The following is a 21,500-nucleotide window of genomic DNA, read 5'->3' on the forward strand; positions in this document are numbered from 1 at the left end:
ATGTTTTTCAAAAAAAAATTAAGGCAGCTGTGTACAATAGTCACGCTGCTATTCATTAGTTCATTCGCTTCGGCTTCTACTTTACTTGTTATGGGCGATAGCCTCAGTGCGGCATATAACTTACGACAACAAGATGGCTGGGTTAGTTTACTTGAAAATCAACTTTCTCAATCTCACCCTGAAATACAAGTTATTAATGCCAGTGTTAGTGGCGAGACAACACAAGGTGGTTTGTCTCGTTTTGGCAATCTTTTAGCCATTCATAAACCAGATTTGATAGTGTTAGAGCTTGGCGCCAATGATGCATTACGTGGTTACCCTTTAGATCAGACCACACAAAATTTGGAAAAAATGGTTGAGCAAGCTCAAAGTAGTGGAGCTGTTGTATTGCTAATTGGCAATCAGATTCCGCAAAATTACGGTAAACGCTATACGCAAATGTTCTTCAATTTGTACAAGGATATTGCTAGTAAGTACAACATCGCTTATCTACCCTTTATGCTTGAAAATGTAGCGTTAAACAAAAATCTAATGCAAAACGACGGCTTACACCCGAATAAAGAAGGTCAACCGATTGTACTGCAAAATATACTGCCATATTTACAACCACTATTAGATAAAATTCAGTCAAAAAAATAAGGAAGGTGAGATGAAAGCGGTTTTTCTAGATAGAGGATCATTTCCTGAGTACATCAAAATCCAGTTGCCTACACAAATTAGTGAAGTTGTTGAATACGACAATACGGCTCTTGAGGAAGTAGCAGAACGTATCAAAAGTGCAAGTATTGTACTTACCAATAAAGTCGTTGTTAATGCTGCTGCGATTAACAGCGCGTCAGATTTAAAACTTATACAAGTAATGGCGACAGGTACCAATAACGTAGACCTAAAAGCCTGTAAGGATAAAAATATCGCCGTTCAAAATGTAGCGGATTACTCTACAATCAGCGTGCCTGAACATACTTTTGCTATGCTGCTGGCTCTAAGAAGAAATCTTGCATCGTATTTAGATGCGGTAAAATCTGGTAGATGGGCCACTTCTGAATATTTTTGTTTTCTTGATTACCCGATTAAAGATTTGTCAGGTTCAACTATGGTTATCATAGGCGGCGGAACCTTAGGTAAAAAAGTGGCTGCTATCGCGCTTGCTTTCGGAATGAAGGTGATCTTTGCCGATCGCAAAGGAACTACAAATACTAGACCTAGTTACATCAACTTCGAAGAGTCCTTAAAGCTCGCCGATGTCATCAGTATCAATTGCCCATTAACACCAGAAACAAAAAATCTAATCAGTGATGCCGAGTTTTCGTTAATGAAAAAGAGCTGCCTATTACTAAATATCAGCCGTGGCGGTATTGTTGATGAGGATGCGCTGTTACGAGCTTTCGAAAACAATACCATCACAGGTGCGGCTTTTGATGTTTCAACACAAGAACCTATGCAGCTAGATCATCCACTCCAAGCTCTTACCAAACAGCCAAATTTCTTACTGACTCCTCATATTGCTTGGGCAAGTGATGAAGCGATGCAAACATTAGTCGACATGGCTATGGATAAAATAACTTCTTTCATAGATAAGCCAGAATGACGCTAGTTATTTTATTTCAAGATGAACACTTGGTTGCCGTCAACAAGCCAGCAGGCTTGCTTGTTCATCGAACCAATTTGGCCAAAGACGAAGAAGACGCTGTTGTTCAAAGGTTGAGAGATCAAACAGGGAAATGGGTATTTCCTGTTCATCGCCTTGACCGAGGAACATCCGGGGTATTAGTGATGGCATTTAGCCCAGAAGTAGCAAGGCGCCTTTCAGCTCAGTTCGCTGAATCTAAAACTAAGAAAACTTATCACTGCTTAGTGCGTGGTTATTGCGATGATTATGGTGTGATTAATTACCCTCTTGCTAAGCTTAATGAGCAGAAAGGTAGATCTCGTTTTAAAATTGAAGGTACCGAAAGAGAGGCTGAAACTAGCTTTACTCGACTAAGTCAGTATCTACTTCCTGTTCCTGTGAGTCGATATGACAGCATGCGTTTAAGCTGGCTAGAAGTGACCCCCAAGCAAGGTCGAAAACATCAAATTCGTCGACATTTTAAACACCATTTGAATCCGCTAGTGGGTGATTCTTGTTATGGCTGTCGCCATATTAATAAAGTCGCTAAAGAAATTTGGTCTGACGACTTTAGATTGATGCTTCACGCTTCAAGTCTTGAATTCAATCATCCTATTACAAATCAGCCTATTACGTTAAAAGCAGATTTCAGTGACAAGATAATTAACATACTTAACAAACTGGAATATTATCGAACTGATTGACTTTATAGGGTAAATCTTCTGCAAATGACCAGCGAAACACTAAGCAGTCATGGATCTCTGGATCTAAATTTATCGCATTTTTTTGGATTTCATTAATTTCAAAGCCACATGAGAGAAGGACTTTAATTGAGGCTTTGTTATGATCTGCTACTTGTGCATACACTTCAGTTATACCTTTACTTGCCCAAAGAACAAGTATGTGTTTTAACGCATGCTTTGCAATCCCTAGATTAGTGAAATTTTTAGCGATTCGATAGGAAACTTCAACTGACTTATTGCTTAATATTTGTCCATTAAAACGACCAATCAGGACATCGTTTGGTAAGTACACCAGATATTGCAAATGCTTCAAATTACTTCTAAGTAATCGCTTAAAATAAATTTCCGTTTGTTGCCTTAGTACTTGGCTTGGTAAAAATTGGGAAAACCAGCCTCGGTTACGAAACTCAAAAAGCAAAATACATCTAAGATCAGCCTCAGTGGCTTGACGAATTCTCAGTAATTTTTTCATATCAGCACGCATTTTTTAACTGGTATTATCATCAGCTTAGTGCAGATTTTAACTAAATGTCGAATTTAGCAATTTTTATCTGATTCGCTTTTATTGAAATGATAAAATACTGTGTGTCAACGGATGGTAGAGGTTGCCAAAATCCATGAAAAATCGAAATTTAGTGTATTCAACAGACCAAGGTCGGCTTTGCTCAAGCTGCGAACACCCTATTTCTGAGTGTCAATGCAAAAATGATAACGTTATTGGTAATGGAAAAGTTCTAATAGCCTTAGAAACAAAGGGCCGAAAAGGTAAAGGTGTAACTGTTATTACTGGCCTTCCTCTTACTGAAGATGCATTAAAGATACTGGGCAAAAAACTAAAGACGCAATGTGGTGTCGGTGGCGCTGTAAAAGATGGCCAGATTGAAGTGCAAGGAGATAATCGACAAAAAATAAAAGAGTTGCTTGAAAAAGAAGGTTTTTCTAGTAAATTTACGGGTGGCTAATGGCTATTATAAATTATTAGTCTTACTATATTCATGTTTTCAAGAATGAGAAAACATAACTAAATCGTTATAAAATCGAAGCCGTAATGTTACCGAGCTTTCGCGCTCTTTTATAAAACATGAATTGCCACCGATGAAATGGGACGTCTTGGTAGTAAGTAATGGCAGCAGGGGTTCCGATGTTCCAGCATAATATTAAGCAAGCTAATCAACTAATGCGATCAGCAATACCACTTATGGTGAAGTTAGATATTCCGCCGACACCTTATAATTATGGTATATGGTATGAATATGCGTCAAATAAAAATCCAAAATTCAACCAAGTTGTTGATCGTGCTTTACGTCGATTTGGTAGTTTACCTGCCTTTGTTTCACAAGAGCTATTCAATGAGTTCTTACTTCCTGAAGAGTTCCAGCATGCTCACCGCCAAGGTTCAGTACTAAAAAGTCTTACCACTAATTTAGAGACAGACACCAGCAGCATTTCTAGTGAGCTTGAGCGATTTAATGGAACGTTACGTACTGCAAAAGCCGCACTAAAAAATACCAGTGAACCCGCTCAAGTAGAACAGGTTGCTCTTTTGTTGGAGCGAGGTGCTTTCAAAGCTAATCAAGCAATTGAAAAATTTAGCAGCGCTCTACTTTCTGCCCAAGAAGAATTAGCTAGTCTTCGCTCCGAACTATTAGATGTAAAAAAGAATACTGAACTTGATGCAATGACTTTACTAGCTAATGAGAAAGGTTTTGAACGGTCATTATTCTCCTTAGTACCTTATGCTGAGGATGATTTAACCCTATTGTTAATAGATATTGATAACCTTGCTGAAATTAATCATGAATATGGTAATAAAGCTGGCACTTCACTCATTCGATACGTAGCAAAACTTTTAGTTGAGTTATTGCCTGAAAATGGTTTTATTGCGCGCCTTAAAGGTGGTCGATTTGCTATGCTACTGAGTGAAACAGAGTTGAGTGTTGCATCTCAGCTAGCTGAATCTATTCGCAATGAAGTTTCAATTCAAAAAATACGCTACAAAAACACCAAAGTGCTGCTACGCCAAGTGACTGTGTCCATAGGTGTGGCTACTTTATTCGGTGACGAAAGCCCTAGTGAGCTAGTTGAGCGATCACAACATTATTTGTTATACGCAAAACGGTCTGGCAAAAATCGAATTGCCCACCACGAATAAATCCCAATTTTTTAAGGCCACACTATGAAGGACAAATTAGATCACAAAGATCGCATTTATTTTGAGGTTCGCGATTACGAGTGTGATATGCAGGGAATCGTTAACAATTCGGTGTATCAAAATTATTTAGAGCACGCCAGGCATCAATTTATAAAATCAAGAGGGTTAGATTTTGCCGAGATCACCAAGCAAGGCATATATCTTGTTTTGATCAAGGCAGAATTAGACTACATGCGATCTTTGCGAAGTGGTGATACTTTTTATATCCACACAACAATAGAGCGAGTATCGAAGCTCAAGCTTAATTTCCTCCAGCAAGTACATCAATCTGACAATGACCAATTAATACTAAGTGCAAAGATGACAGTCACATCTACCACTAAGAAAGGCCTACCTATTGTTGACCATTTGGTTGCATCCTAAATCAATAACTTGTTGAATACTGATATGCAGTATTCAACAAGTTGATATGAGGAAATTATGCAGGTATTAGCTGGCCCGTTATTACGAAGAATGACAACGGATCGACTTACGTTCTGGTTGATGACGACAGAGCCTGTTACGGTTGACTTAATATTAACTCAAAACAAAACAGCTTTATTTGTACTAAAAGACTCTCAGATAACTGAATGTCATACCCAACTGAAGGCCGGTGAAAAACTATTCATACAGCTACTCGATATTAAGCTAGAAACTCCTTTACCAATTAACAACCCTATTCATTATGATCTACGGCTTAATGGCCTTGACTGGACTAAATGGGCAGAGGATCTTGTTTATCCTGAGCAATCACTGCCATTTTTTATCTTACAGCCAAGCATAAATAAAATGCTGCACGGATCTTGTCGCAAGCCTCATCATTCTAGTAAAGATGGGTTATTAAGGGTTGATGAGTTGTTACAAAATACAGATCCAAAGGATTGGCCTAGTATTTTAATGATGAGCGGAGATCAAATTTATGCAGATGATGTAGCTGCTCCAATGTTATGGGCTATTCATCAGTTGATACCTCATCTTGGTATGTATGATGAAAAGCTACCTTGTATTGAAATTGAAAGCGCCCAGCAGTTACATAGAGAATCCTCTTATTACTACGCAAGAGAAACACTTTTACCTGAGAATAAAGTAAACCGTAGCATGATTGATCAAATTTTTGGCGGTGTACGAAAGCCTGTCTTCACAACCGACACTGCTCAAAATCATTTGATTTCTTTGGCTGAAATACTTTCTATGTACGCTCTAGTTTGGTCACCTAAGGGTTGGGATTTGTTATTAGGTGATAATGGTTGGTCGCAACCGTCAGGTTTATCTGATGAACAAAAGAAAGATTTTTCGAAACAAACTCTTATATTGCAAGACTTTGTTAAGGGTTTATCCAAGGTTCGTCGTGCTCTAGCGCATTTACCAGTCGCAATGATTTTTGATGATCACGACATTACGGATGATTGGAACCTTACTGCAGCATGGGAGCAAACAGCTTATAACCACCCATTTTCAGCTCGCATTATCGGTAACGCCCTGCTTGGCTATTTAATATGCCAAGGCTGGGGAAATGCACCTGAACACTTTTCGAACGAGCTTATAAACGAAATTCAAAAAGTGCTAAATCATCCAGGCAGAGTAGAACATGATGAGTTAATACAGGAGCTCTTTCGTTTTTCTAAATGGAATTATACTTGGCAGATAACACCTCCCCTTGTTGTTTTGGATACTCGTACTCAGCGCTGGCGATCAGAGAAATCACTGGAAAACCCTTCGGGCCTAATGGATTGGGAGGCACTAACTGACCTACAGCAGCAATTAAAGGGACTCGATGCGGTCGTGCTTGTATCACCAGCTCCTATTTTTGGAGTTAAACTAATCGAAAGTATCCAACGGGTATTTACTTGGCTTGGTAAACCTCTGATGGTTGATGCAGAAAACTGGATGGCTCACCCAGGCTCAGCTTATGCCCTAATGAATATGTTCAAGCATAACCAAACACCGAAGAACTTTGTCATACTTTCAGGAGATGTTCACTACTCTTTTGTTTACGACATTCAGCAGCGCGGGAATAAACAAGGATCAGACTTGTGGCAAATAACCAGTAGCGGAATTAAAAATGAATTCCCTGGAAAGCTATTAGATATATTTGATCGCTTAAATCGCTGGCTTTATTCACCTCGATCACCACTAAACTGGTTTACTCGACGTCGTAGCATGAAAGTCATTCCGCATAAACCAGAAACCGCTGCTCATGGTGAGCGCCTTCTGAATGGAGCAGGAATAAGCTTAGTAACATTAAATGACGATGGCTCGCCATCAGCAGTTGTGCAAATGTGCTCTGATGGTCGTGACATACACTTTAAATTATCTGAACAAGATGCTACCTGGGAATAAACACAGCGAATTCAATAAATTAAACTCGAAAAAAAAGACATCATATGATGTCTTTTTTCAAATAATGGCGGTGAGCAAGAGATTCGAACTCTTGATGCCTTTCGACATACACGCTTTCCAGGCGTGCTCCTTCGGCCACTCGGACAGCTCACCAAAACTTTATATACGCAGTGCGTAATTTGTGCGCATATTCTAGTGATGAGGGAAAAGGATTGCAACTAGTTTTTATCAAATTAGTCTTAAAAATTAATCTCTTACCCATTTTAAGTGAGTACCAAGCTCTACTTCTGGAGTAAATGCTGATTTTTCTTTTGGCGTTCCAGCATAAATTAGCCCAATTATTTGATCATTTTTTTCTAGTGATAAAAGTTCTTTTGTTTTTTGAGTGAAACACGCTGGGCCACTGCGCCACATACCACCATAACCAAGCGCATTTAATCCCAGTAAAACTTGTTGAGCGGCTGCGGAAGCAGCCATAATCTGCTCTATTGGAGGGACTTTTGGGTGATCCTGAATTCTCGCATAGATTAACAAAACAGCTGGTGCTCGATATGCCTTTTTAACAAAAGCGTCCTCCTTGCTTTCAGGCATTAGTTCTACTTCAGATAAAGCATGATGCCAATAAATCTGACCAAGTTTTGCTCGCCCCTCCCCCTCATAAATACAGAAACGCCACGGCTTAAGATTTCCATGGTCCGCAGCGCGACTTGCAGCACTAAGAATGGACTCCCATTCGCTTTCGGATGGCGCTGGTGAATTAAGTGCTGCCTGTGATACACGATTACGCATGAATGTTATAAATTCTTTACTCATAAAATATTTAATTCCGCTAACATAAGAAAAACAGCAAGCTAAAATAATGATTTGCTATAGTTTAATGATAATGGATATCATATTTATTACTTTAGGGTCTAGGAGTTTTTTATGTCAAAGTGGTTGATTTGGGCACTGCTTGAGTTAAGTACCTTCCTACTGTTGGCCAATGGTGTTTTTTTATGGCTGTCTCATTCACTTGCCAAAAAGAAGTTAGCAAAACACACTAGCGTTTCCCCTAAAGAGACTTTAGACCCTACTGATGGAATAGATGACTCAAACTCTTACAAGGGATTAGCCCATTACTTAGATTTGCAGATTAATTTTGCAGCAAATTCCATCGTACCGGGTAAGCTAGATCCGCATGAAATAAACAGATTGAAAATTTGGGGGACGGTACTTAAAGCCGAAAGAGCTATTTTGTTAAATCAAGTTAGTGAAAAACCAAAGCCTATATTAAACCGCTTCTTATCCAGCTTATTGTACGCATTGTCAGCACCTAAATTACAAACAACCAACCCTGAAGAATTACATCAAAATCTAAAAGAGATGGAAGACGAGTTTTTTCAGGCTACCGAAATACTTATCACTAAAGAGTCACTATCAAAAAACCAAACTTTGCTAAATGAAGATTTACGAAAAAATATTGATCGAGCTACAAAGCGCCTCAAGCAATTAGAAATAAAAAAAGCAGAACAGCAGCGGTTAAAGATTGAAATTAATGACTTACAGGAAAAAATTAAAAAATTAGAGCAAAAACAATCTGATCATACAGGAAGTAGCTCCGAATTCAATTTGCAGATTCCAACTGCTCAAAAGCAAGAAAAAGCGATACGCAACGCCTCCTTTAAACAAATTTCTAGCTTAAGCAGCCTTTCTGATCGGCAAAAAATGGTAATCGAGCAACTTAAGAGCGAGATAGACAAGGCATATAAAAACAATAATACATATGCGGCTATTGAGGCTCAAAAAGTTGCTATAACCAAAATGGAGCGTATGTCTAAAGAGTCACAAGTGCTAATACTGCAATTAGAAGCAGAACTCGAGACGTCAAATTTATCCATCACTTCACTAAGGCAAGATATTAGTGTGAAAGATGCAAAACTTGCTGAATTAGAAAAGCAGCTAAGTAAAAGTAATGAAACGGCGATTGGCAATTTACAAGTTTTAAGTGCAAATAAAAAAGAAACCCTTGGCTCATTGCGTGATGGCTTAAATACCGCACTTGAAAACATGTCATCCGTTAGTCTTATAGAGCAAGATAAAGATGCAAAAATGCTAGAGCGCTTACTGCAAGAATCAGAAACCTGCGTTACTCTATTGGCGCAAGAGTTAGAGTCTGCAGAAAACACTAATAATGAATTAAAGCAAAAGATAGAGACTCTTGGATTAAGTGGTGCTCATGGCTCTAGAAGTCAGTCAAAGCCACTCATAAAGCAAAGGGAAATAAATAGACAGTTAGCTCAAGCAACCACTGAGCTAAAAAAGAAATTATCTGAGATGATATCAAGCAAAGATTATCAAACTCTGAGAGTCACATATAATAAAAAGAGTCTTGAATGTGATCGCCTACAGCTGGCATTTTCAGATTTAGAAATGAAATATTTAGGGACGCTAAATAGTTAACTATCCCTAAACTGAAGATAAAAATTATCTTACTTGAAAATCAAGCATTCGCTGTAGTGGAATCAATGCTTTAATTCTAGTTTCTTCAGACACATGAATTTCACCAGAGCTATCTCTGAGCGAGTTACGAAGCATCTCCAAGCTATTTAATGCCATCCAAGGGCAATGCGCACAACTACGACAATTTGCGCCGGAGCCAGCCGTAGGTGCTTCTATGAAACGCTTATTTGGTGATGCTTGCTTCATTTTATAGAAAATACCCCTATCGGTGGCGACAATAAAGGTATCATTTGACATATTCTTTGATGCATTTAGCAACTGGGATGTTGAACCCACAACATCTGCCACCTCAACAACCGCTTCTGGGGATTCTGGATGAACAAGTACGGCAGCATCTGGATATATCGCTTTTAAATCCAAAATACCTTTTGCCTTGAACTCTTCGTGAACGATACAGGCACCATCCCAAAGAATCATATCGGCACCAGTTTCACGCTGGATATATCCCCCCAAATGCTGGTCAGGTGCCCAAATAATTTTTTCGCCCTGCTCTACGAGATGATTTACAACATCTAAAGCAATGCTAGAGGTTACGACCCAATCTGCTCTCGCTTTAACTGCAGCTGAAGTGTTTGCATAGACAACCACTTTTCTATCTGGATGCTGATCGCAAAAAGCTGAAAACTCTTCAATCGGACAGCCAATATCCAGTGAGCATGTTGCTTCAAGGGTCGGCATTAAAATAGTTTTTTCTGGGCTAAGTATTTTTGCGGTTTCACCCATGAATTTAACACCGGCAACAACAAGAGTCTTAGCGTCATGATTTGCACCAAAGCGCGCCATCTCTAAAGAGTCAGCAATTATTCCACCAGTCTCTTCTGCGAGCTCTTGAATAGCATCTTCAGTATAGTAATGAGCAACTAGAACGGCATTTTTTTGCTTAAGTAAAGACTTGATCTCATCACGAATCTGATCATCATCGACAGATTTTATTTCAAGACTTTTTTCTGCTTCAGACAAATACTTTTGAACTGTATTGCGAAGTGCTGCTTTATCAAAAAGTTCGGACATATCATTACCCCTTAAGAAACTGGGAGCGGAATGAGAGATGTTGGTGGGTCGTACTGGATTCGAACCAGTGACCAATTGATTAAAAGTCAACTGCTCTACCAACTGAGCTAACGACCCAACGGGTTGCGTATATTACAGAGCCCGTTGAGAAATGCAAGTTATTTAATTTTACTCAAATACCCTGCAGCTAGTTTAGCAGCTTTACTATCGGGAAAGCGTCGAATTACATCCTGTAAATAGGACTTAGCTTTTGTTGTATCACCAAGCTGATCACTAACAGTGCCTAACTTATATAATGAGTCTTGTTCTTTGTTGTGTCCTGGAAAGTTTTGAATCACAGTAGAAAATGCTTCTATAGCCTCTCTAGACTTACCTTGAACTAATTTAACTTCTCCCAACCAATAATAACCATTCCCTGTTAAAGAATTGTTCGGATAGTCTTTTACAAACTCTGAAAATGCGGTTTCCGCTTCATCAAAATTTCTCTGACGAATTAAATTATAAGCATCATTATAAGCTTGTTGAGCTTGTGCAGTGGGTGGTTGCAAACTAATAGGTGCTAGAGGCGAAGCCGCTAGTGAATTAGTTGAATTATTTATTTTTTGTACCGATGCTTGAGTAGCTGGTTGCTCTACTCTTGGCTCTGGAGCAGAAGAATACTTCGGTTCGCTCGCAGATGCAGACATAAGTAAGGATATACGTTTATCGAGATCAATATAACGATCTCTTTGACTCTCTTTCATTAGCTTTAATTCATGACCTTGATCTTCCAATTGTCCACGAAGGCTTTGAACCTCCTGTTGCAGTGTTTCCAATTGAAAAAGTAGATCTGCAGCGGCATTAGGGGAAAGTCCACCACTTGCCATTTGAGATTCAGCTAGCGCAAATGGCGCTGTGAGACACAGCGCCATTGCGAAAGAGCGAATTCTTACGACTTTAGAAATCATTATTCGTAACGAACTTCAACTCGACGGTTTAACTGCCAAGCGTTACTGTCATGACCGAAGGCAACAGGAACTTCTTCACCAAAGCTTACTGTTTCAATTTGAGAAGCAGCGACACCTTGGATTGTCAAATAACGACTAATTGCTTTAGCGCGACGCTCACCTAGAGCCATGTTGTATTCGCGAGTACCACGCTCATCAGCATGACCTTCTAAAACGATACGTGCATCTGGGTGTGATACTAAATATTCAGCATGTTTTGCTAGAGCTTCACGAGATTCTGGACGCACAATCGATTTATCAAAATCAAAGTAGAATACAGTTTGAACCCCAGCTAAAGAATCCATGCCATTGTCATTAGTAGCCGCACTTTCATCAACAATAACACTAGTCATAGCGCCATCTTGACCAGCACCAAATGCTTGGTCAGTATTTTCGTTTGCTTGTTCAGTTGAATTGGCATCTTCAGCAACAGTTGAAGAATCAGTATCTGTTGCTGTTGTGCTACAACCTGCAATCCAAGCTGCAGACAAACCAATTACAGCAAACTTACCTAGTTTTGTTACACTCATTATTCACTCCTCAATGTCTTTATTTGAAATACGGGGACCAAGATGGTTCTCGTACATCTCCGTCTGCTGATGGTAACCTATATTTTACAAGGCCATCAACGGATACTACGGCTAAGATACCCTTTCCTTGATAGGTTGTGGCATACATCACCATGCTACCATTTGGCGCAATGCTTGGCGATTCGTCTAAGTAAGTCTCTGTGAGAATTTGAACTCGGCCAGTTTTCATATCTTGAAGTGCAATATGATAATTACCATCATTCTTTTGAACCGTAACAAGATAGCGACCATCTGGCGTCATTCTCGCTCTGGTATTTAGATCACCTTCAAAAGTAACCCTCTCTACACGCTTACTATTTACATCTAATCGATATATCTGCGGATTACCGCCTCGATCAGATGTGAATACAATTCCCTTACCATCTGGCTCCCAGCTTGGCTCGGTATCTATAGCATAATGGTTTGTCATACGCTCAAGTTTCTGTGTCGCGATGTCTAAAGTATAAATTTCAGGGTTATTATCTTTAGAAAGAACCAATGCTAATTTTTTTCCATCAGGTGACCAAGCTGGCGCACCGTTTAATCCTCTAAATTGTGCGATTTGCTGACGCTTCCCAGTTGCTAATTCTTGAATGAAAATATTCGGGCGTCGATTTCTAAACATTACATAAGCAATTTTTCTGCCATCCATACTCCATGACGGAGATAATATCGGCTCTTTAGATTCGACAACAACTTGAGGACGATGTCCGTCAGCATCTGCAACCTGCAATTTAAACAATGGAGCTTTTTTATCACCTTCTGCAGTAACATATAATATTCTAGTACTAAATGCGCCTCTTGTACCTGTCAATAATTCGTAAACTTTATCACTAATATAGTGAGCCGCATCGCGGAAGTTTCTTGCACTGACATCAATAGAACTATGCTTTTGCACCGGCTTTTGACTTAAAACATTCAATAATTCGAAACCAATACGATATTGATTGTTAGGCAGCTTTTTTATTGCACCAATAACAACATAATCACTTTTCAAAAGCCGCCAATCTCTATAAAAAACATCCGCTTCCTTTGATGGCATGCTTAACATATTAGATCGAGGAATAGGCTGAAATAGACCACTACGCGCTAAGTCAGCCTCGACTATTTGAGCAATATCCTCAGGCAGTGCATCCACACCCTCATATCCAAAAGGCACAACAGCAATAGGTAATAACTGATCTGCACCACTTGTTATTTCAATAACTAATTGGGCTCTAGCTGAGCTTATAAATATTAAGCAAGTGAATAAAACACTCAAGCATTTTTTAAACATCATTAGTTTCTCAAATCTTGCGGGTTAAAAATTAAATCTACCTGACGAAAATTTCGTTCAAAAACATACGAGTCTACCTTCGATAACTCTTCAATTTTTCTTACTTTATAAACAGCATCAACTGCTCTTTGATCAAATAAAGCATCTCCACTACTTTTCGTAATTTGAGCATTCATAACTTCACCATTAGGCAGAAAATAAATGCGCAATTGAGCTTTCATATTGTTTCGAGCGCTTGGAGGGCGAATCCAAGCTGCAGTAACCCTATCATTTATTAGCCCACTGATAGACTGAACCATTTGAGCTTCATCAGCAGCTCGCTGCATCGCCTCTTCCGCTGCAGCCTTGGCTGCCGCCTCTTCAGCTTTCTTCTTCTCCGCCAATTTAGCGGCTTCCTCTTGACGCTTCCGCTCTTCTTCGGCTACTCGATCAGCTTCAGCCTTACGAGCAAGCTCTTGTTTTTTCTTTTCGCTGGCTTCTTTTTCGGCTAAACGTTTTTTATCAGCCTGCTCCTGAGCCAAACGCTTACTTTCTGCCTCTTGCGCTGTACGCTTTTGTTCAGCTGCTTTTTGCTTTCTTTCAGTTTCTTGTTTTTCAGCTTCTGCTTTATCTTTTGCCTGTTTAGCTTGAGCGAGCTGCTTTTGCTTTTCCTCTAACGCCTTACGCTGTGCTTCTTTTTTCCGAGCCTGCTCAGCTTCGCTTTTCTTTTTTTCTGCTAATGCTGCGGCCTGTTGTTTTGCTGCTTTTTCATCAGACTCTCTTTTACCTATTATGGTTTGAGAGACATCAACAACAGTAGCATTAACAATAGGCGGCCGCTTAGGTTTTGGAATTTCATTGTCGCTAAAATCAATAGCAACAAAACCTGCCACAACAATACCAACGTGTAAACCTATAGCCAGCACGGTTGGGATACTATAATTGTCACTACGTAACCACTTCATTAATTTTTATCCGGCTCAGTCACTAAACCTACATTTGGAACACCTGCACTTTGCAGTGTAACCATAAGACCAATGACATCACCATAAGGGACATTTTTATCCCCTCTTACTAATACAGACATCTTTGGGTTTTGACTTAATACTTTTCTCACTCTATCTTGTATTTGAGACAAAGCGATTGATTCTTGCTTACCGCCAACATCTAAATAGTACTTACCTTTAGAGTCAACAGAGGCAATCATGACATCATTTTCTGTATCTTGAATTGGCGCTGCATTTGCATTCGGCAGTTCAACATCAACACCTTGCGTAAGCATTGGCGCTGTAATCATAAAAATAACAAGCAAAACCAACATGACATCGATATAAGGTACGACGTTGATCTCAGCCATTGGACGGCGTTTGTTTCTTCTTCTTGCGCGAGCCACTATACAGCGCCTCCCTCTCTCACATGTACCTTACGATGTAGGATACTAGTAAATTCATCTGCGAAATTCTCATAACTAGAACCAAGGGATTCTGCCGTAGAAGAGAAGCGGTTATAGGCAATTACTGCAGGAATAGCAGCAGCTAAACCTATCGCTGTTGCTATAAGTGCCTCTGCAATGCCTGGTGCAACTGTTGCTAACGTTGCTTGCTGAACTTCTGCAAGACCGATAAAAGAATGCATAATCCCCCAAACAGTACCAAACAAACCAATGTAAGGACTTGTTGAGCCAACAGTTGCCAAAAAAGGTAGATGTTGATCCAGCTTTTCTTCTTCCCTATAAAGCGCCACTCGCATTGCTCTTTGAACACCATCCATAATGGCTTCTGGATCAACATTATGACTCTGTCTTAGTCGAGTGAATTCTTTAATACCAGAAGTGAAGATATTTTCCATACCTTCAACTTTGCGACCTTCTTGTGTGAGCTTGCGATAAAGCTGACTAAGATCGATACCCGACCAAAAACTTTCCTCAAATGCGGTACGCACCTTTTTTGCTTCTTTTAAAACACGAATTCTTTGAAATATTACAATCCATGAAAAAATGGAAGCAGCTAGCAGTATCAACATTACAAGCTGAACAACAAAACTAGCGCTGGCGATAAGTCCCCAAATTGACATTATTAACCTCTATTTAAAATCTGAAGGTAGTTGGTAATTAAAATGTTCATATGCACGCTTTGTAACCTGACGGCCTCTTGGTGTCCTGATTATAAAGCCTTGCTGAATTAAAAACGGCTCAATGACGTCTTCAATAGTATCTTTGTCTTCACCTAAGGCGGCAGAGACGCTATCTAGACCAACCGGTCTCCCGTCAAACTTTTCTATCATAGTCAATAACATACGTCTGTCTAAGTGATCGAAGCCCTGACTATCTACACTTAACATATCTAGCGCCCTTTGAGCAACTTTTTGCCCTACAAGCACTTCTCCACTCACCTGAGCCACATCTCTAACACGGCGTAACAAGCGGTTTGCTATCCTCGGCGTCCCCCTTGACCTTCTAGCTACCTCAAAGCAACCAGGCTGATCAAGCTCCATACCCATTTTTCCAGCAGACCGAGCCACAATGGTTGTCAATGATTCAACATCATAAAACTCTAAGCGCTGCACAATTCCAAAGCGATCTCGCAATGGAGATGTCAGTAAGCCTGCTCGTGTAGTTGCTCCGACAAGTGTAAATGGTGGGAGTTCAATTTTAATTGACCTAGCAGCTGGACCTTCGCCAATCATTATATCCAGCTGATAATCCTCCATTGCTGGATAAAGAACTTCTTCAATTGCTGGACTTAATCTATGTATTTCATCAATAAATAGAATGTCGCCTTCATTTAAATTTGTTAGCAGTGCCGCTAAATCTCCAGCTCTTTCAAGAACGGGGCCAGAAGTTGTTCTTACCTCAGCCCCCATCTCATTACCAATGATGTGAGCAAGAGTTGTTTTTCCCAATCCTGGAGGCCCAAATATTAGCGTATGATCTAATGGTTCACTACGCTGCCTTGCAGCTTGGATAAAAATCTCCATCTGCTCACGAACAACGGGCTGACCAATATATTCAGCAAGCGCTTGCGGACGTATTGCCCGATCTACTTGACGATCGTTACCTTTAAGTTCAGCAGAAATAATACGATCTTGCTCAATCATGTTTTATTTCCTTAGCATCCCTTTTAAAGCCGCTTTAATAACATCTTCACTATTAGCGGCATCCATTGGAACACCCGCAATGGCTTTCGCCGCTTCTTGTGGTTTATAACCAAGAGATATGAGCGCCGCTTCTGCTTCCTGCCTAGGGTCAGCTTGTACCTGACGCAAAACAGCAGGAGCTGAAAATAAATCAGTTTTTGCTGCCTGACCAAGCTTATCTCTTAACTCAATAATGAGTCGCTCAGCCGTCTTCTTACCTACTCCAGGAATACGCGTTAATGCAGTTACATCAGATTCTTGAACATTGGCAATCAGTTCTTCAGATGACATGCTCGACAAAATCGCCAATGCCATTTTTGGACCAATACCATTTACTTTAATTAAAACTCGAAATAAAGCGCGCTCATTTTTATCGATAAAGCCATAAAGTGTATGCGAATCTTCTTTAACTAACAGGTGAGTAAATAATGTCACCTGCCCTCCGATCTGAGGTAAATCATAAATAGTGGTCATAGAAGCACTAACTTCATAGCCAATACCATTAACATCAACCATTAGTTCTGGCGGTGTTTTCTCTATCAAAGTGCCGACAATTCGTCCGATCACAAAGTTTTCCTTACATCTTGTTCTGTCCAACGCTTAGAAGCACGCCCCGCTCGCTTTCCGACACCGTATTCAAGCCCGCCAGAAGTTCGTGTATTAGCATGACACAAAGCAATTGCTAAAGCATCAGCCGCATCAGCTTGAGGCTTGGAGGTCAAATTTAATAAAAGCTGAACCATCATTTGAACTTGAGTTTTATCAGCATTACCATTACCGACAACCGATTGCTTAACTCTTCGAGCGGCATATTCATGCACCTCAAGTTCTTGAAGAGATGCAGCAACAATAGCAGCACCTCTAGCCTGGCCAAGCTTTAACGCCGAATTAGCGTTCTTGGCCAAAAATACTTCCTCGATAGCAAATTCATTTGGTTTGTATTCTTCCAATAACGCTGAAACATTTTGAAATATATATTTAAGCCTAACTGATAACGCCTCATCCGGTAATCGAATACAACCACTATTTACGTAAATAGATTTACCATTTGTAACGTCAACAATCCCAAAGCCTGTTATTCGAGAGCCGGGGTCAATTGCTAAAATTCTGGTCGTGGCCATGCTTTTTCTGTGCCTTTTATAATTACTGTATATTTCAACAGCCCTTTACAAAGTATGCAATGGCAAAACATAAAAAAGGCCGCTAATAAGCGGCCTTTTACGTTTTTCTTTCAATCTCTTAACATAACTTACTGTTTTAGAATAAGTTTAAGAGTTATTTCTATGATTCAACAGCAGGTTTTCTAATACGAATGTTCAATTCTTTTAATTGTTTCTCGCTTACTTCACCTGGCGCTTGCGTCAATAGACAAGTTGCACTTTGCGTTTTAGGGAAAGCAATAACATCACGAATAGAGCTAGAACCTGTCATTAGCATCACAAGTCGATCTAGACCAAAGGCCAAACCGCCGTGTGGTGGCGCACCGAATTTCAATGCATCCAACAAGAAACCAAATTTTTCTTCCTGCTCTTCTTTGCTAATATTCAGTAATCCAAATACTGTTTCTTGCATAGAAGACTGGTGAATACGGATAGAACCACCACCAAGCTCGGTGCCATTTAGTACCATATCGTAAGCCTGTGATAACGCAGTCAACGGACTGGCTTTCAAATCCTCAGGTGAACAAGAAGGAGCAGTGAACGGGTGATGAATAGCAGTGATTCCACCATCACTTGTCTCTTCAAACATTGGGAAGTCTACAACCCACAATGGCGCCCATTTGCAAGTATAAAGATTTAAATCTTCACCTAGCTTGCAACGTAACGCGCCAAGAGCTTCATTAACCACTTTAGCAGAATCCGCGCCGAAGAAGATCAAATCACCATCTTCTGCCTCAAGACGCTCAAGCAAAGTAGCGCGCACTTCAACAGGTAAGAACTTAACGATTGGAGATTGCAAACCTTCTTCAAGATTAGACTTATCGTTTACCTTGATGTAAGCCAAGCCTTTCGCGCCATAGATAGAAACAAATTTAGTGTAGTCGTCAATTTGTTTACGAGTTAGCTCATTACCGCCTGGCACTTTAAGTGCTGCAACACGACCTTTTGGATCGTTAGCAGGACCGGAAAATACTTTAAAGTCTACACTCGCCATCAAGTCAGATACTGACACTATGGTCAATGGAATACGAAGATCTGGCTTATCGCTACCGTATGTTTCCATCGCTTCAGAGTAAGGCATACGTGGGAAAGTGCCTAAATCTATATCCATTAGCTCTTTGAACAAACTGACAATCATATCCTCTGTCATTGCCATGATGTCTTTTTCACTCATGAACGATGTTTCGATGTCCACTTGAGTGAATTCTGGCTGACGGTCGGCACGCAAATCTTCATCACGGAAACATTTAGCAATTTGGTAATAACGGTCAAAACCAGACACCATTAACAATTGCTTGAACAGCTGTGGAGACTGAGGCAATGCAAAGAAGCTACCTTGTTGTGTACGGCTAGGCACCAAATAATCACGCGCACCTTCTGGCGTTGCACGAGTTAGAATAGGTGTTTCGATATCTAGGAAGCCATTACCATCTAAGTAGCGACGTAATACAGATGTTACTTTTGAACGGAAACGCATTTTTTGCTGAATTTCAGGGCGGCGCAAATCGATGAAACGATTTTTCAAGCGTACGTCTTCGCCTACTGATTGGTGCTCATCTAGCTGAAACGGTGGTGTTTTTGCAGCATTTAGTATTTCAAGTTCAGTTCCCAATACTTCGATTTCACCAGTATTCATATTCGGGTTTACTGTGCCTTCAGGACGGGCACGTACTAAACCTTTAAGCTTAACAACGAATTCATTACGAACACTGTCGGCAAGGGCAAAACTTTCGGCACGATCTGGATCGAAAACTACTTGAGTAATCCCTTCGCGGTCACGAACGTCTAAGAAAATAACTCCGCCGTGGTCACGTCGACGATGAACCCAACCGCATAGGGTAATTTCTTGTGAAATGTTAGAAGCATTTAACTCGCCGCAATAATGGCTGCGCATAATTTCTTTCCTATTACTTTCTCAGTAAGAGAGTGATTTTTTCTTAGAACGTTTTCTATTCGGTCAGTAATGTAAACTGAGTTTTATATATCGAATAGAAGAACAGAATATTTTAAGGCAAGGCATTATATGCGAACAGAGTCTGACTCTCTAGAGCTTGAGCCAAATTTGTCCTTCACAATGCTAGCTTTATTCAATAGTGGTTATTTCATAAGCCGTTTGCTTACCATTCTGAAGTAATTCAACTTCATCACCTACTACTTTACCAAGCAGCTTCTTTCCAACTGGACTAGATGGCGTTACAAGATAAACCTTATTTTCACTTATTTCGACAATGAGTCCGCCCGCACAAGGAGAAATAAAAAAATATTTATTAGCACCGTATGGAGATTCAAGCTCTGTCAATGTGACTAAACACCACAAATCAATTGCACCCTCCTCCCTGAATAAAACTGGCTGCTTCTTATCAAAAATCAACCAATCTTGTTCACACTCCAACACTCGCTGCGATTGTCCATGAGCCAAATAGGAAGCCTCCAACCCAAAGGTATCATATTTATTTTCTGCTACGCTTTCTTCATTTGTAGCGGCCTCATGAGCCTGCTTGGCTGCCCATTTGGCGGTCTCATAGCGACTTAACAACGCTGCGGTAACAACTTTATGCACATCGCACTTATTCATTATGTATCGATCTATTTAATTCTAATCATCGCATTGTAATCATTCGCCTCAATAAGAAAAGCTATTAACTGTGGTCTGGCAACTCACTCTACGAAATGACATGGATTACGATTTTTCCGTCTCACTAAAAATTCTTAGTTGACAGTATCAACCAATAGGCTTACATTGATAATCGTTCTCATATGCAGACATAAACAGGTAAGAAGATTAGATGAAAGAAAATATTGGCGAGTCTCTTCATAAGTTGATGCACCACTATCGACACCAACTTCGTGAAGCAGCTCTAAAGTCAGGTATTTCAATCCCTGTTAGTCACATACGCTCTCTTAAGTGCATTAATAAGATTGAAAAATGCAGTGCCAAGGTTATCGCAGATAGACTTTCACTCGATAAATCACAAATCACTCGAGTATTGAAGGAATTAGTTCAATCAGGCTACGTTGAAAAAATTCGCAGCCCCGACAATCATCGTAGTCAATTATTAAGTCTCACTATGAATGGCGCAGAGCTGCTTACCAAAATTACGATGTTAGACCAAACCGCAACCGAGAACATGACACAAAACTTAACAGAACAACAGATAGAAGACTTCACACGCCTTGCAGAAATAATGGTAAGCAATCTTGATCAATTTCCGCCTTGCGACAATCAAAGTTAAGGAGCTAAAAATGAGCAGACCACTACCGCGTGAACTAACGGTTATTAGAAAGTCGCATGTAACAACAAACATGCTACGAATAACACTAGGCGGCGAGAATATACAGACTATCCCCGAGGACCAAGAAAGTGGCTATGTGAAGCTTATTTTCCCAAGAGGTGATCAAAAACCATTAGTACGAACCTATACCATCAGAAACCAACGCACCGATGAAATAGACATTGATTTCGTACTACATGAAGATGGTGGCCCAGCATCAACTTGGGCAAAGCAGACTCAACCTAATGATATCATTTTAGTTGGAGGACCAGGCCCAAAGAAACTTATTGAAGAGTCTACTGATTGGCAAATTCTAGTGGGAGATATGACCGCTTTGCCTGCAATTAGCGTAAATCTAGCAAAACTACCTCAAGATGCCAAAGGCTATGCAATACTTGAAGCAATTTCAGAAGAAGACATTCAGCCTTTAAAGCACCCTTCTGGCATTGAACTAAAATGGGTTATTAATCCTCATCCAGGAGAAAACTCCAATTTGTTACTAGGTCAAATCCAGTCACTATCAAGGCTTGAAGGTAGCGTATCAGTTTGGGTAGCTTGTGAATTTAGCAGCATGAAAACATTGCGTTCATTTTTTAAAAATGAACTAAAGATTGAAAAAGAAAATCTCTATATTTCTAGCTACTGGAAATTAGGCAGCAATGAAGATCAGCACAAAGAAGTCAAGCGAATAGATACAGAAGCAACTGCGTGAAACAAGTTTGAGCTAAAA

Annotated in this window: 24 protein-coding genes and 2 tRNA genes; 10 read left to right on the top strand and 16 right to left on the bottom strand. The window is 40.0% G+C overall.

The window, feature by feature from the left end:
* Genes BUA59_RS07265 through BUA59_RS07275 form a run of 3 tightly spaced genes read left to right on the top strand, consistent with a single transcriptional unit; the run spans position 1 to position 2,313 of the window.
* A complete protein-coding gene (locus BUA59_RS07265; protein WP_072839058.1) occupies positions 1-639 on the top strand; it encodes an arylesterase in 639 nt (212 codons plus the stop codon).
* A 10-nt stretch (positions 640-649) separates the two neighbouring features.
* Positions 650-1,588 carry a D-2-hydroxyacid dehydrogenase gene (locus tag BUA59_RS07270; RefSeq protein ID WP_072839059.1) on the top strand — a complete coding sequence of 313 codons (939 nt, stop codon included), beginning with the start codon at positions 650-652 and terminating at the stop codon, positions 1,586-1,588.
* A complete protein-coding gene (locus tag BUA59_RS07275) occupies positions 1,585-2,313 on the top strand; it encodes a pseudouridine synthase (protein WP_072839060.1) in 729 nt (242 codons plus the stop codon). Before BUA59_RS07270 ends, BUA59_RS07275 begins: the two co-directional genes overlap by 4 nt.
* Here BUA59_RS07275 and BUA59_RS07280 read toward each other — a convergent pair.
* A complete protein-coding gene (locus tag BUA59_RS07280) occupies positions 2,282-2,824 on the bottom strand; it encodes a GNAT family N-acetyltransferase (protein ID WP_072839061.1) in 543 nt (180 codons plus the stop codon). The genes BUA59_RS07275 and BUA59_RS07280 overlap by 32 nt on opposite strands.
* A gap of 145 nt (positions 2,825-2,969) precedes the next feature.
* On the opposite strand from BUA59_RS07280, the gene BUA59_RS07285 reads away from it, so the two are divergent.
* The 4 genes from BUA59_RS07285 to BUA59_RS07300 all read left to right on the top strand — a co-directional run bounded on the left by BUA59_RS07285 (position 2,970) and on the right by BUA59_RS07300 (position 6,883).
* Positions 2,970-3,314: a translation initiation factor gene (locus BUA59_RS07285; RefSeq protein ID WP_072839062.1), complete on the top strand. Its 345-nt coding sequence runs from the start codon at positions 2,970-2,972 to the stop codon at positions 3,312-3,314.
* A 161-nt stretch (positions 3,315-3,475) separates the two neighbouring features.
* Positions 3,476-4,504 carry a GGDEF domain-containing protein gene (locus tag BUA59_RS07290; protein ID WP_072839063.1) on the top strand — a complete coding sequence of 343 codons (1,029 nt, stop codon included), beginning with the start codon at positions 3,476-3,478 and terminating at the stop codon, positions 4,502-4,504.
* Between the two features lie 24 nt (positions 4,505-4,528).
* Positions 4,529-4,927 carry an acyl-CoA thioesterase gene (locus tag BUA59_RS07295; protein WP_072839064.1) on the top strand — a complete coding sequence of 133 codons (399 nt, stop codon included), beginning with the start codon at positions 4,529-4,531 and terminating at the stop codon, positions 4,925-4,927.
* A 57-nt stretch (positions 4,928-4,984) separates the two neighbouring features.
* Positions 4,985-6,883, top strand: coding sequence for a metallophosphoesterase family protein (locus tag BUA59_RS07300; RefSeq protein ID WP_072839065.1), 1,899 nt, complete (start codon positions 4,985-4,987; stop codon positions 6,881-6,883).
* A 65-nt stretch (positions 6,884-6,948) separates the two neighbouring features.
* On the opposite strand, the gene BUA59_RS07305 is transcribed toward BUA59_RS07300, so the two are convergent.
* Positions 6,949-7,036 (bottom strand) — tRNA-Ser (locus tag BUA59_RS07305).
* 93 nt (positions 7,037-7,129) lie between these two features.
* Positions 7,130-7,696 (bottom strand): nitroreductase family protein, encoded by a 567-nt coding sequence (locus tag BUA59_RS07310; protein WP_072839066.1) that lies wholly within the window; start codon positions 7,694-7,696, stop codon positions 7,130-7,132.
* Between the two features lie 111 nt (positions 7,697-7,807).
* On the opposite strand from BUA59_RS07310, the gene BUA59_RS07315 reads away from it, so the two are divergent.
* Complete coding sequence (locus tag BUA59_RS07315) at positions 7,808-9,322, top strand: hypothetical protein (RefSeq protein ID WP_072839067.1); 1,515 nt, start codon at positions 7,808-7,810, stop codon at positions 9,320-9,322.
* 24 nt (positions 9,323-9,346) lie between these two features.
* On the opposite strand, the gene nadA is transcribed toward BUA59_RS07315, so the two are convergent.
* The 13 genes from nadA to BUA59_RS07380 all read right to left on the bottom strand — a co-directional run bounded on the left by nadA (position 9,347) and on the right by BUA59_RS07380 (position 20,073).
* Positions 9,347-10,393 carry a quinolinate synthase NadA gene (gene nadA / locus BUA59_RS07320; protein ID WP_072839068.1) on the bottom strand — a complete coding sequence of 349 codons (1,047 nt, stop codon included), beginning with the start codon at positions 10,391-10,393 and terminating at the stop codon, positions 9,347-9,349.
* 41 nt (positions 10,394-10,434) lie between these two features.
* A tRNA-Lys gene (locus BUA59_RS07325) sits at positions 10,435-10,510 on the bottom strand.
* Positions 10,511-10,551: 41 nt separating this feature from the next.
* On the bottom strand, positions 10,552-11,340 hold the full coding sequence (gene ybgF, locus BUA59_RS07330; RefSeq protein ID WP_072839069.1) for a tol-pal system protein YbgF: 789 nt from the start codon (positions 11,338-11,340) through the stop codon (positions 10,552-10,554).
* Entirely contained in the window at positions 11,340-11,909 is a 570-nt protein-coding gene (pal, locus tag BUA59_RS07335; protein ID WP_072839070.1) for a peptidoglycan-associated lipoprotein Pal, read from the bottom strand. The genes ybgF and pal overlap by 1 nt, the downstream gene beginning before the upstream one ends.
* 19 nt (positions 11,910-11,928) lie before the next feature.
* A complete protein-coding gene (tolB, locus tag BUA59_RS07340; RefSeq protein WP_012069895.1) occupies positions 11,929-13,227 on the bottom strand; it encodes a Tol-Pal system beta propeller repeat protein TolB in 1,299 nt (432 codons plus the stop codon).
* Complete coding sequence (gene tolA / locus BUA59_RS07345) at positions 13,227-14,168, bottom strand: cell envelope integrity protein TolA (protein ID WP_072839071.1); 942 nt, start codon at positions 14,166-14,168, stop codon at positions 13,227-13,229. Before tolA ends, tolB begins: the two co-directional genes overlap by 1 nt.
* Complete coding sequence (tolR, locus tag BUA59_RS07350) at positions 14,168-14,596, bottom strand: protein TolR (RefSeq protein ID WP_072839072.1); 429 nt, start codon at positions 14,594-14,596, stop codon at positions 14,168-14,170. The genes tolA and tolR overlap by 1 nt, the downstream gene beginning before the upstream one ends.
* Positions 14,596-15,276 (bottom strand): protein TolQ, encoded by a 681-nt coding sequence (gene tolQ / locus BUA59_RS07355; RefSeq protein WP_012069892.1) that lies wholly within the window; start codon positions 15,274-15,276, stop codon positions 14,596-14,598. The genes tolR and tolQ overlap by 1 nt, the downstream gene beginning before the upstream one ends.
* Before the next feature lie 9 nt (positions 15,277-15,285).
* On the bottom strand, positions 15,286-16,299 hold the full coding sequence (gene ruvB / locus BUA59_RS07360; protein ID WP_072839073.1) for a Holliday junction branch migration DNA helicase RuvB: 1,014 nt from the start codon (positions 16,297-16,299) through the stop codon (positions 15,286-15,288).
* Between the two features lie 3 nt (positions 16,300-16,302).
* The gene (gene ruvA / locus BUA59_RS07365) at positions 16,303-16,905 is read right to left on the bottom strand and encodes a Holliday junction branch migration protein RuvA (RefSeq protein ID WP_072839074.1); all 603 of its coding nucleotides are present in this window, start codon (positions 16,903-16,905) and stop codon (positions 16,303-16,305) included.
* On the bottom strand, positions 16,902-17,459 hold the full coding sequence (gene ruvC, locus BUA59_RS07370) for a crossover junction endodeoxyribonuclease RuvC (protein WP_072839075.1): 558 nt from the start codon (positions 17,457-17,459) through the stop codon (positions 16,902-16,904). The genes ruvA and ruvC overlap by 4 nt, the downstream gene beginning before the upstream one ends.
* 160 nt (positions 17,460-17,619) lie before the next feature.
* Positions 17,620-19,392 (bottom strand): aspartate--tRNA ligase, encoded by a 1,773-nt coding sequence (gene aspS, locus BUA59_RS07375; RefSeq protein WP_072839076.1) that lies wholly within the window; start codon positions 19,390-19,392, stop codon positions 17,620-17,622.
* Between the two features lie 189 nt (positions 19,393-19,581).
* Complete coding sequence (locus BUA59_RS07380; RefSeq protein WP_072839077.1) at positions 19,582-20,073, bottom strand: GreA/GreB family elongation factor; 492 nt, start codon at positions 20,071-20,073, stop codon at positions 19,582-19,584.
* A 211-nt stretch (positions 20,074-20,284) separates the two neighbouring features.
* On the opposite strand from BUA59_RS07380, the gene BUA59_RS07385 reads away from it, so the two are divergent.
* Positions 20,285-20,731: a MarR family winged helix-turn-helix transcriptional regulator gene (locus BUA59_RS07385; RefSeq protein ID WP_072839078.1), complete on the top strand. Its 447-nt coding sequence runs from the start codon at positions 20,285-20,287 to the stop codon at positions 20,729-20,731.
* Between the two features lie 10 nt (positions 20,732-20,741).
* Complete coding sequence (locus tag BUA59_RS07390) at positions 20,742-21,482, top strand: siderophore-interacting protein (RefSeq protein ID WP_072839079.1); 741 nt, start codon at positions 20,742-20,744, stop codon at positions 21,480-21,482.
* Positions 21,483-21,500 lie beyond the last annotated feature (18 nt).

The sequence above is a fragment of the Marinomonas polaris DSM 16579 genome (assembly GCF_900129155.1).
In the GTDB taxonomy this organism is placed as follows: domain Bacteria; phylum Pseudomonadota; class Gammaproteobacteria; order Pseudomonadales; family Marinomonadaceae; genus Marinomonas; species Marinomonas polaris.

Coding starts and splice junctions, on each gene's coding strand:
- ruvC (WP_072839075.1), bottom strand. CDS start 17,459: ATGGCCACGACCAGAATTTTAGCAATTGACCCCGGCTCTCGAATAACA.
- BUA59_RS07300 (WP_072839065.1), top strand. CDS start 4,985: ATGCAGGTATTAGCTGGCCCGTTATTACGAAGAATGACAACGGATCGA.
- BUA59_RS07310 (WP_072839066.1), bottom strand. CDS start 7,696: ATGAGTAAAGAATTTATAACATTCATGCGTAATCGTGTATCACAGGCA.
- nadA (WP_072839068.1), bottom strand. CDS start 10,393: ATGTCCGAACTTTTTGATAAAGCAGCACTTCGCAATACAGTTCAAAAG.
- tolA (WP_072839071.1), bottom strand. CDS start 14,168: ATGAAGTGGTTACGTAGTGACAATTATAGTATCCCAACCGTGCTGGCT.
- BUA59_RS07295 (WP_072839064.1), top strand. CDS start 4,529: ATGAAGGACAAATTAGATCACAAAGATCGCATTTATTTTGAGGTTCGC.
- BUA59_RS07380 (WP_072839077.1), bottom strand. CDS start 20,073: ATGAATAAGTGCGATGTGCATAAAGTTGTTACCGCAGCGTTGTTAAGT.
- BUA59_RS07280 (WP_072839061.1), bottom strand. CDS start 2,824: ATGAAAAAATTACTGAGAATTCGTCAAGCCACTGAGGCTGATCTTAGA.
- BUA59_RS07390 (WP_072839079.1), top strand. CDS start 20,742: ATGAGCAGACCACTACCGCGTGAACTAACGGTTATTAGAAAGTCGCAT.
- BUA59_RS07275 (WP_072839060.1), top strand. CDS start 1,585: ATGACGCTAGTTATTTTATTTCAAGATGAACACTTGGTTGCCGTCAAC.
- aspS (WP_072839076.1), bottom strand. CDS start 19,392: ATGCGCAGCCATTATTGCGGCGAGTTAAATGCTTCTAACATTTCACAA.
- BUA59_RS07265 (WP_072839058.1), top strand. CDS start 1: ATGTTTTTCAAAAAAAAATTAAGGCAGCTGTGTACAATAGTCACGCTG.
- ybgF (WP_072839069.1), bottom strand. CDS start 11,340: ATGATTTCTAAAGTCGTAAGAATTCGCTCTTTCGCAATGGCGCTGTGT.
- ruvB (WP_072839073.1), bottom strand. CDS start 16,299: ATGATTGAGCAAGATCGTATTATTTCTGCTGAACTTAAAGGTAACGAT.
- BUA59_RS07290 (WP_072839063.1), top strand. CDS start 3,476: ATGGCAGCAGGGGTTCCGATGTTCCAGCATAATATTAAGCAAGCTAAT.
- tolB (WP_012069895.1), bottom strand. CDS start 13,227: ATGATGTTTAAAAAATGCTTGAGTGTTTTATTCACTTGCTTAATATTT.
- pal (WP_072839070.1), bottom strand. CDS start 11,909: ATGAGTGTAACAAAACTAGGTAAGTTTGCTGTAATTGGTTTGTCTGCA.
- BUA59_RS07385 (WP_072839078.1), top strand. CDS start 20,285: ATGAAAGAAAATATTGGCGAGTCTCTTCATAAGTTGATGCACCACTAT.
- tolQ (WP_012069892.1), bottom strand. CDS start 15,276: ATGTCAATTTGGGGACTTATCGCCAGCGCTAGTTTTGTTGTTCAGCTT.
- BUA59_RS07285 (WP_072839062.1), top strand. CDS start 2,970: ATGAAAAATCGAAATTTAGTGTATTCAACAGACCAAGGTCGGCTTTGC.
- BUA59_RS07270 (WP_072839059.1), top strand. CDS start 650: ATGAAAGCGGTTTTTCTAGATAGAGGATCATTTCCTGAGTACATCAAA.
- BUA59_RS07315 (WP_072839067.1), top strand. CDS start 7,808: ATGTCAAAGTGGTTGATTTGGGCACTGCTTGAGTTAAGTACCTTCCTA.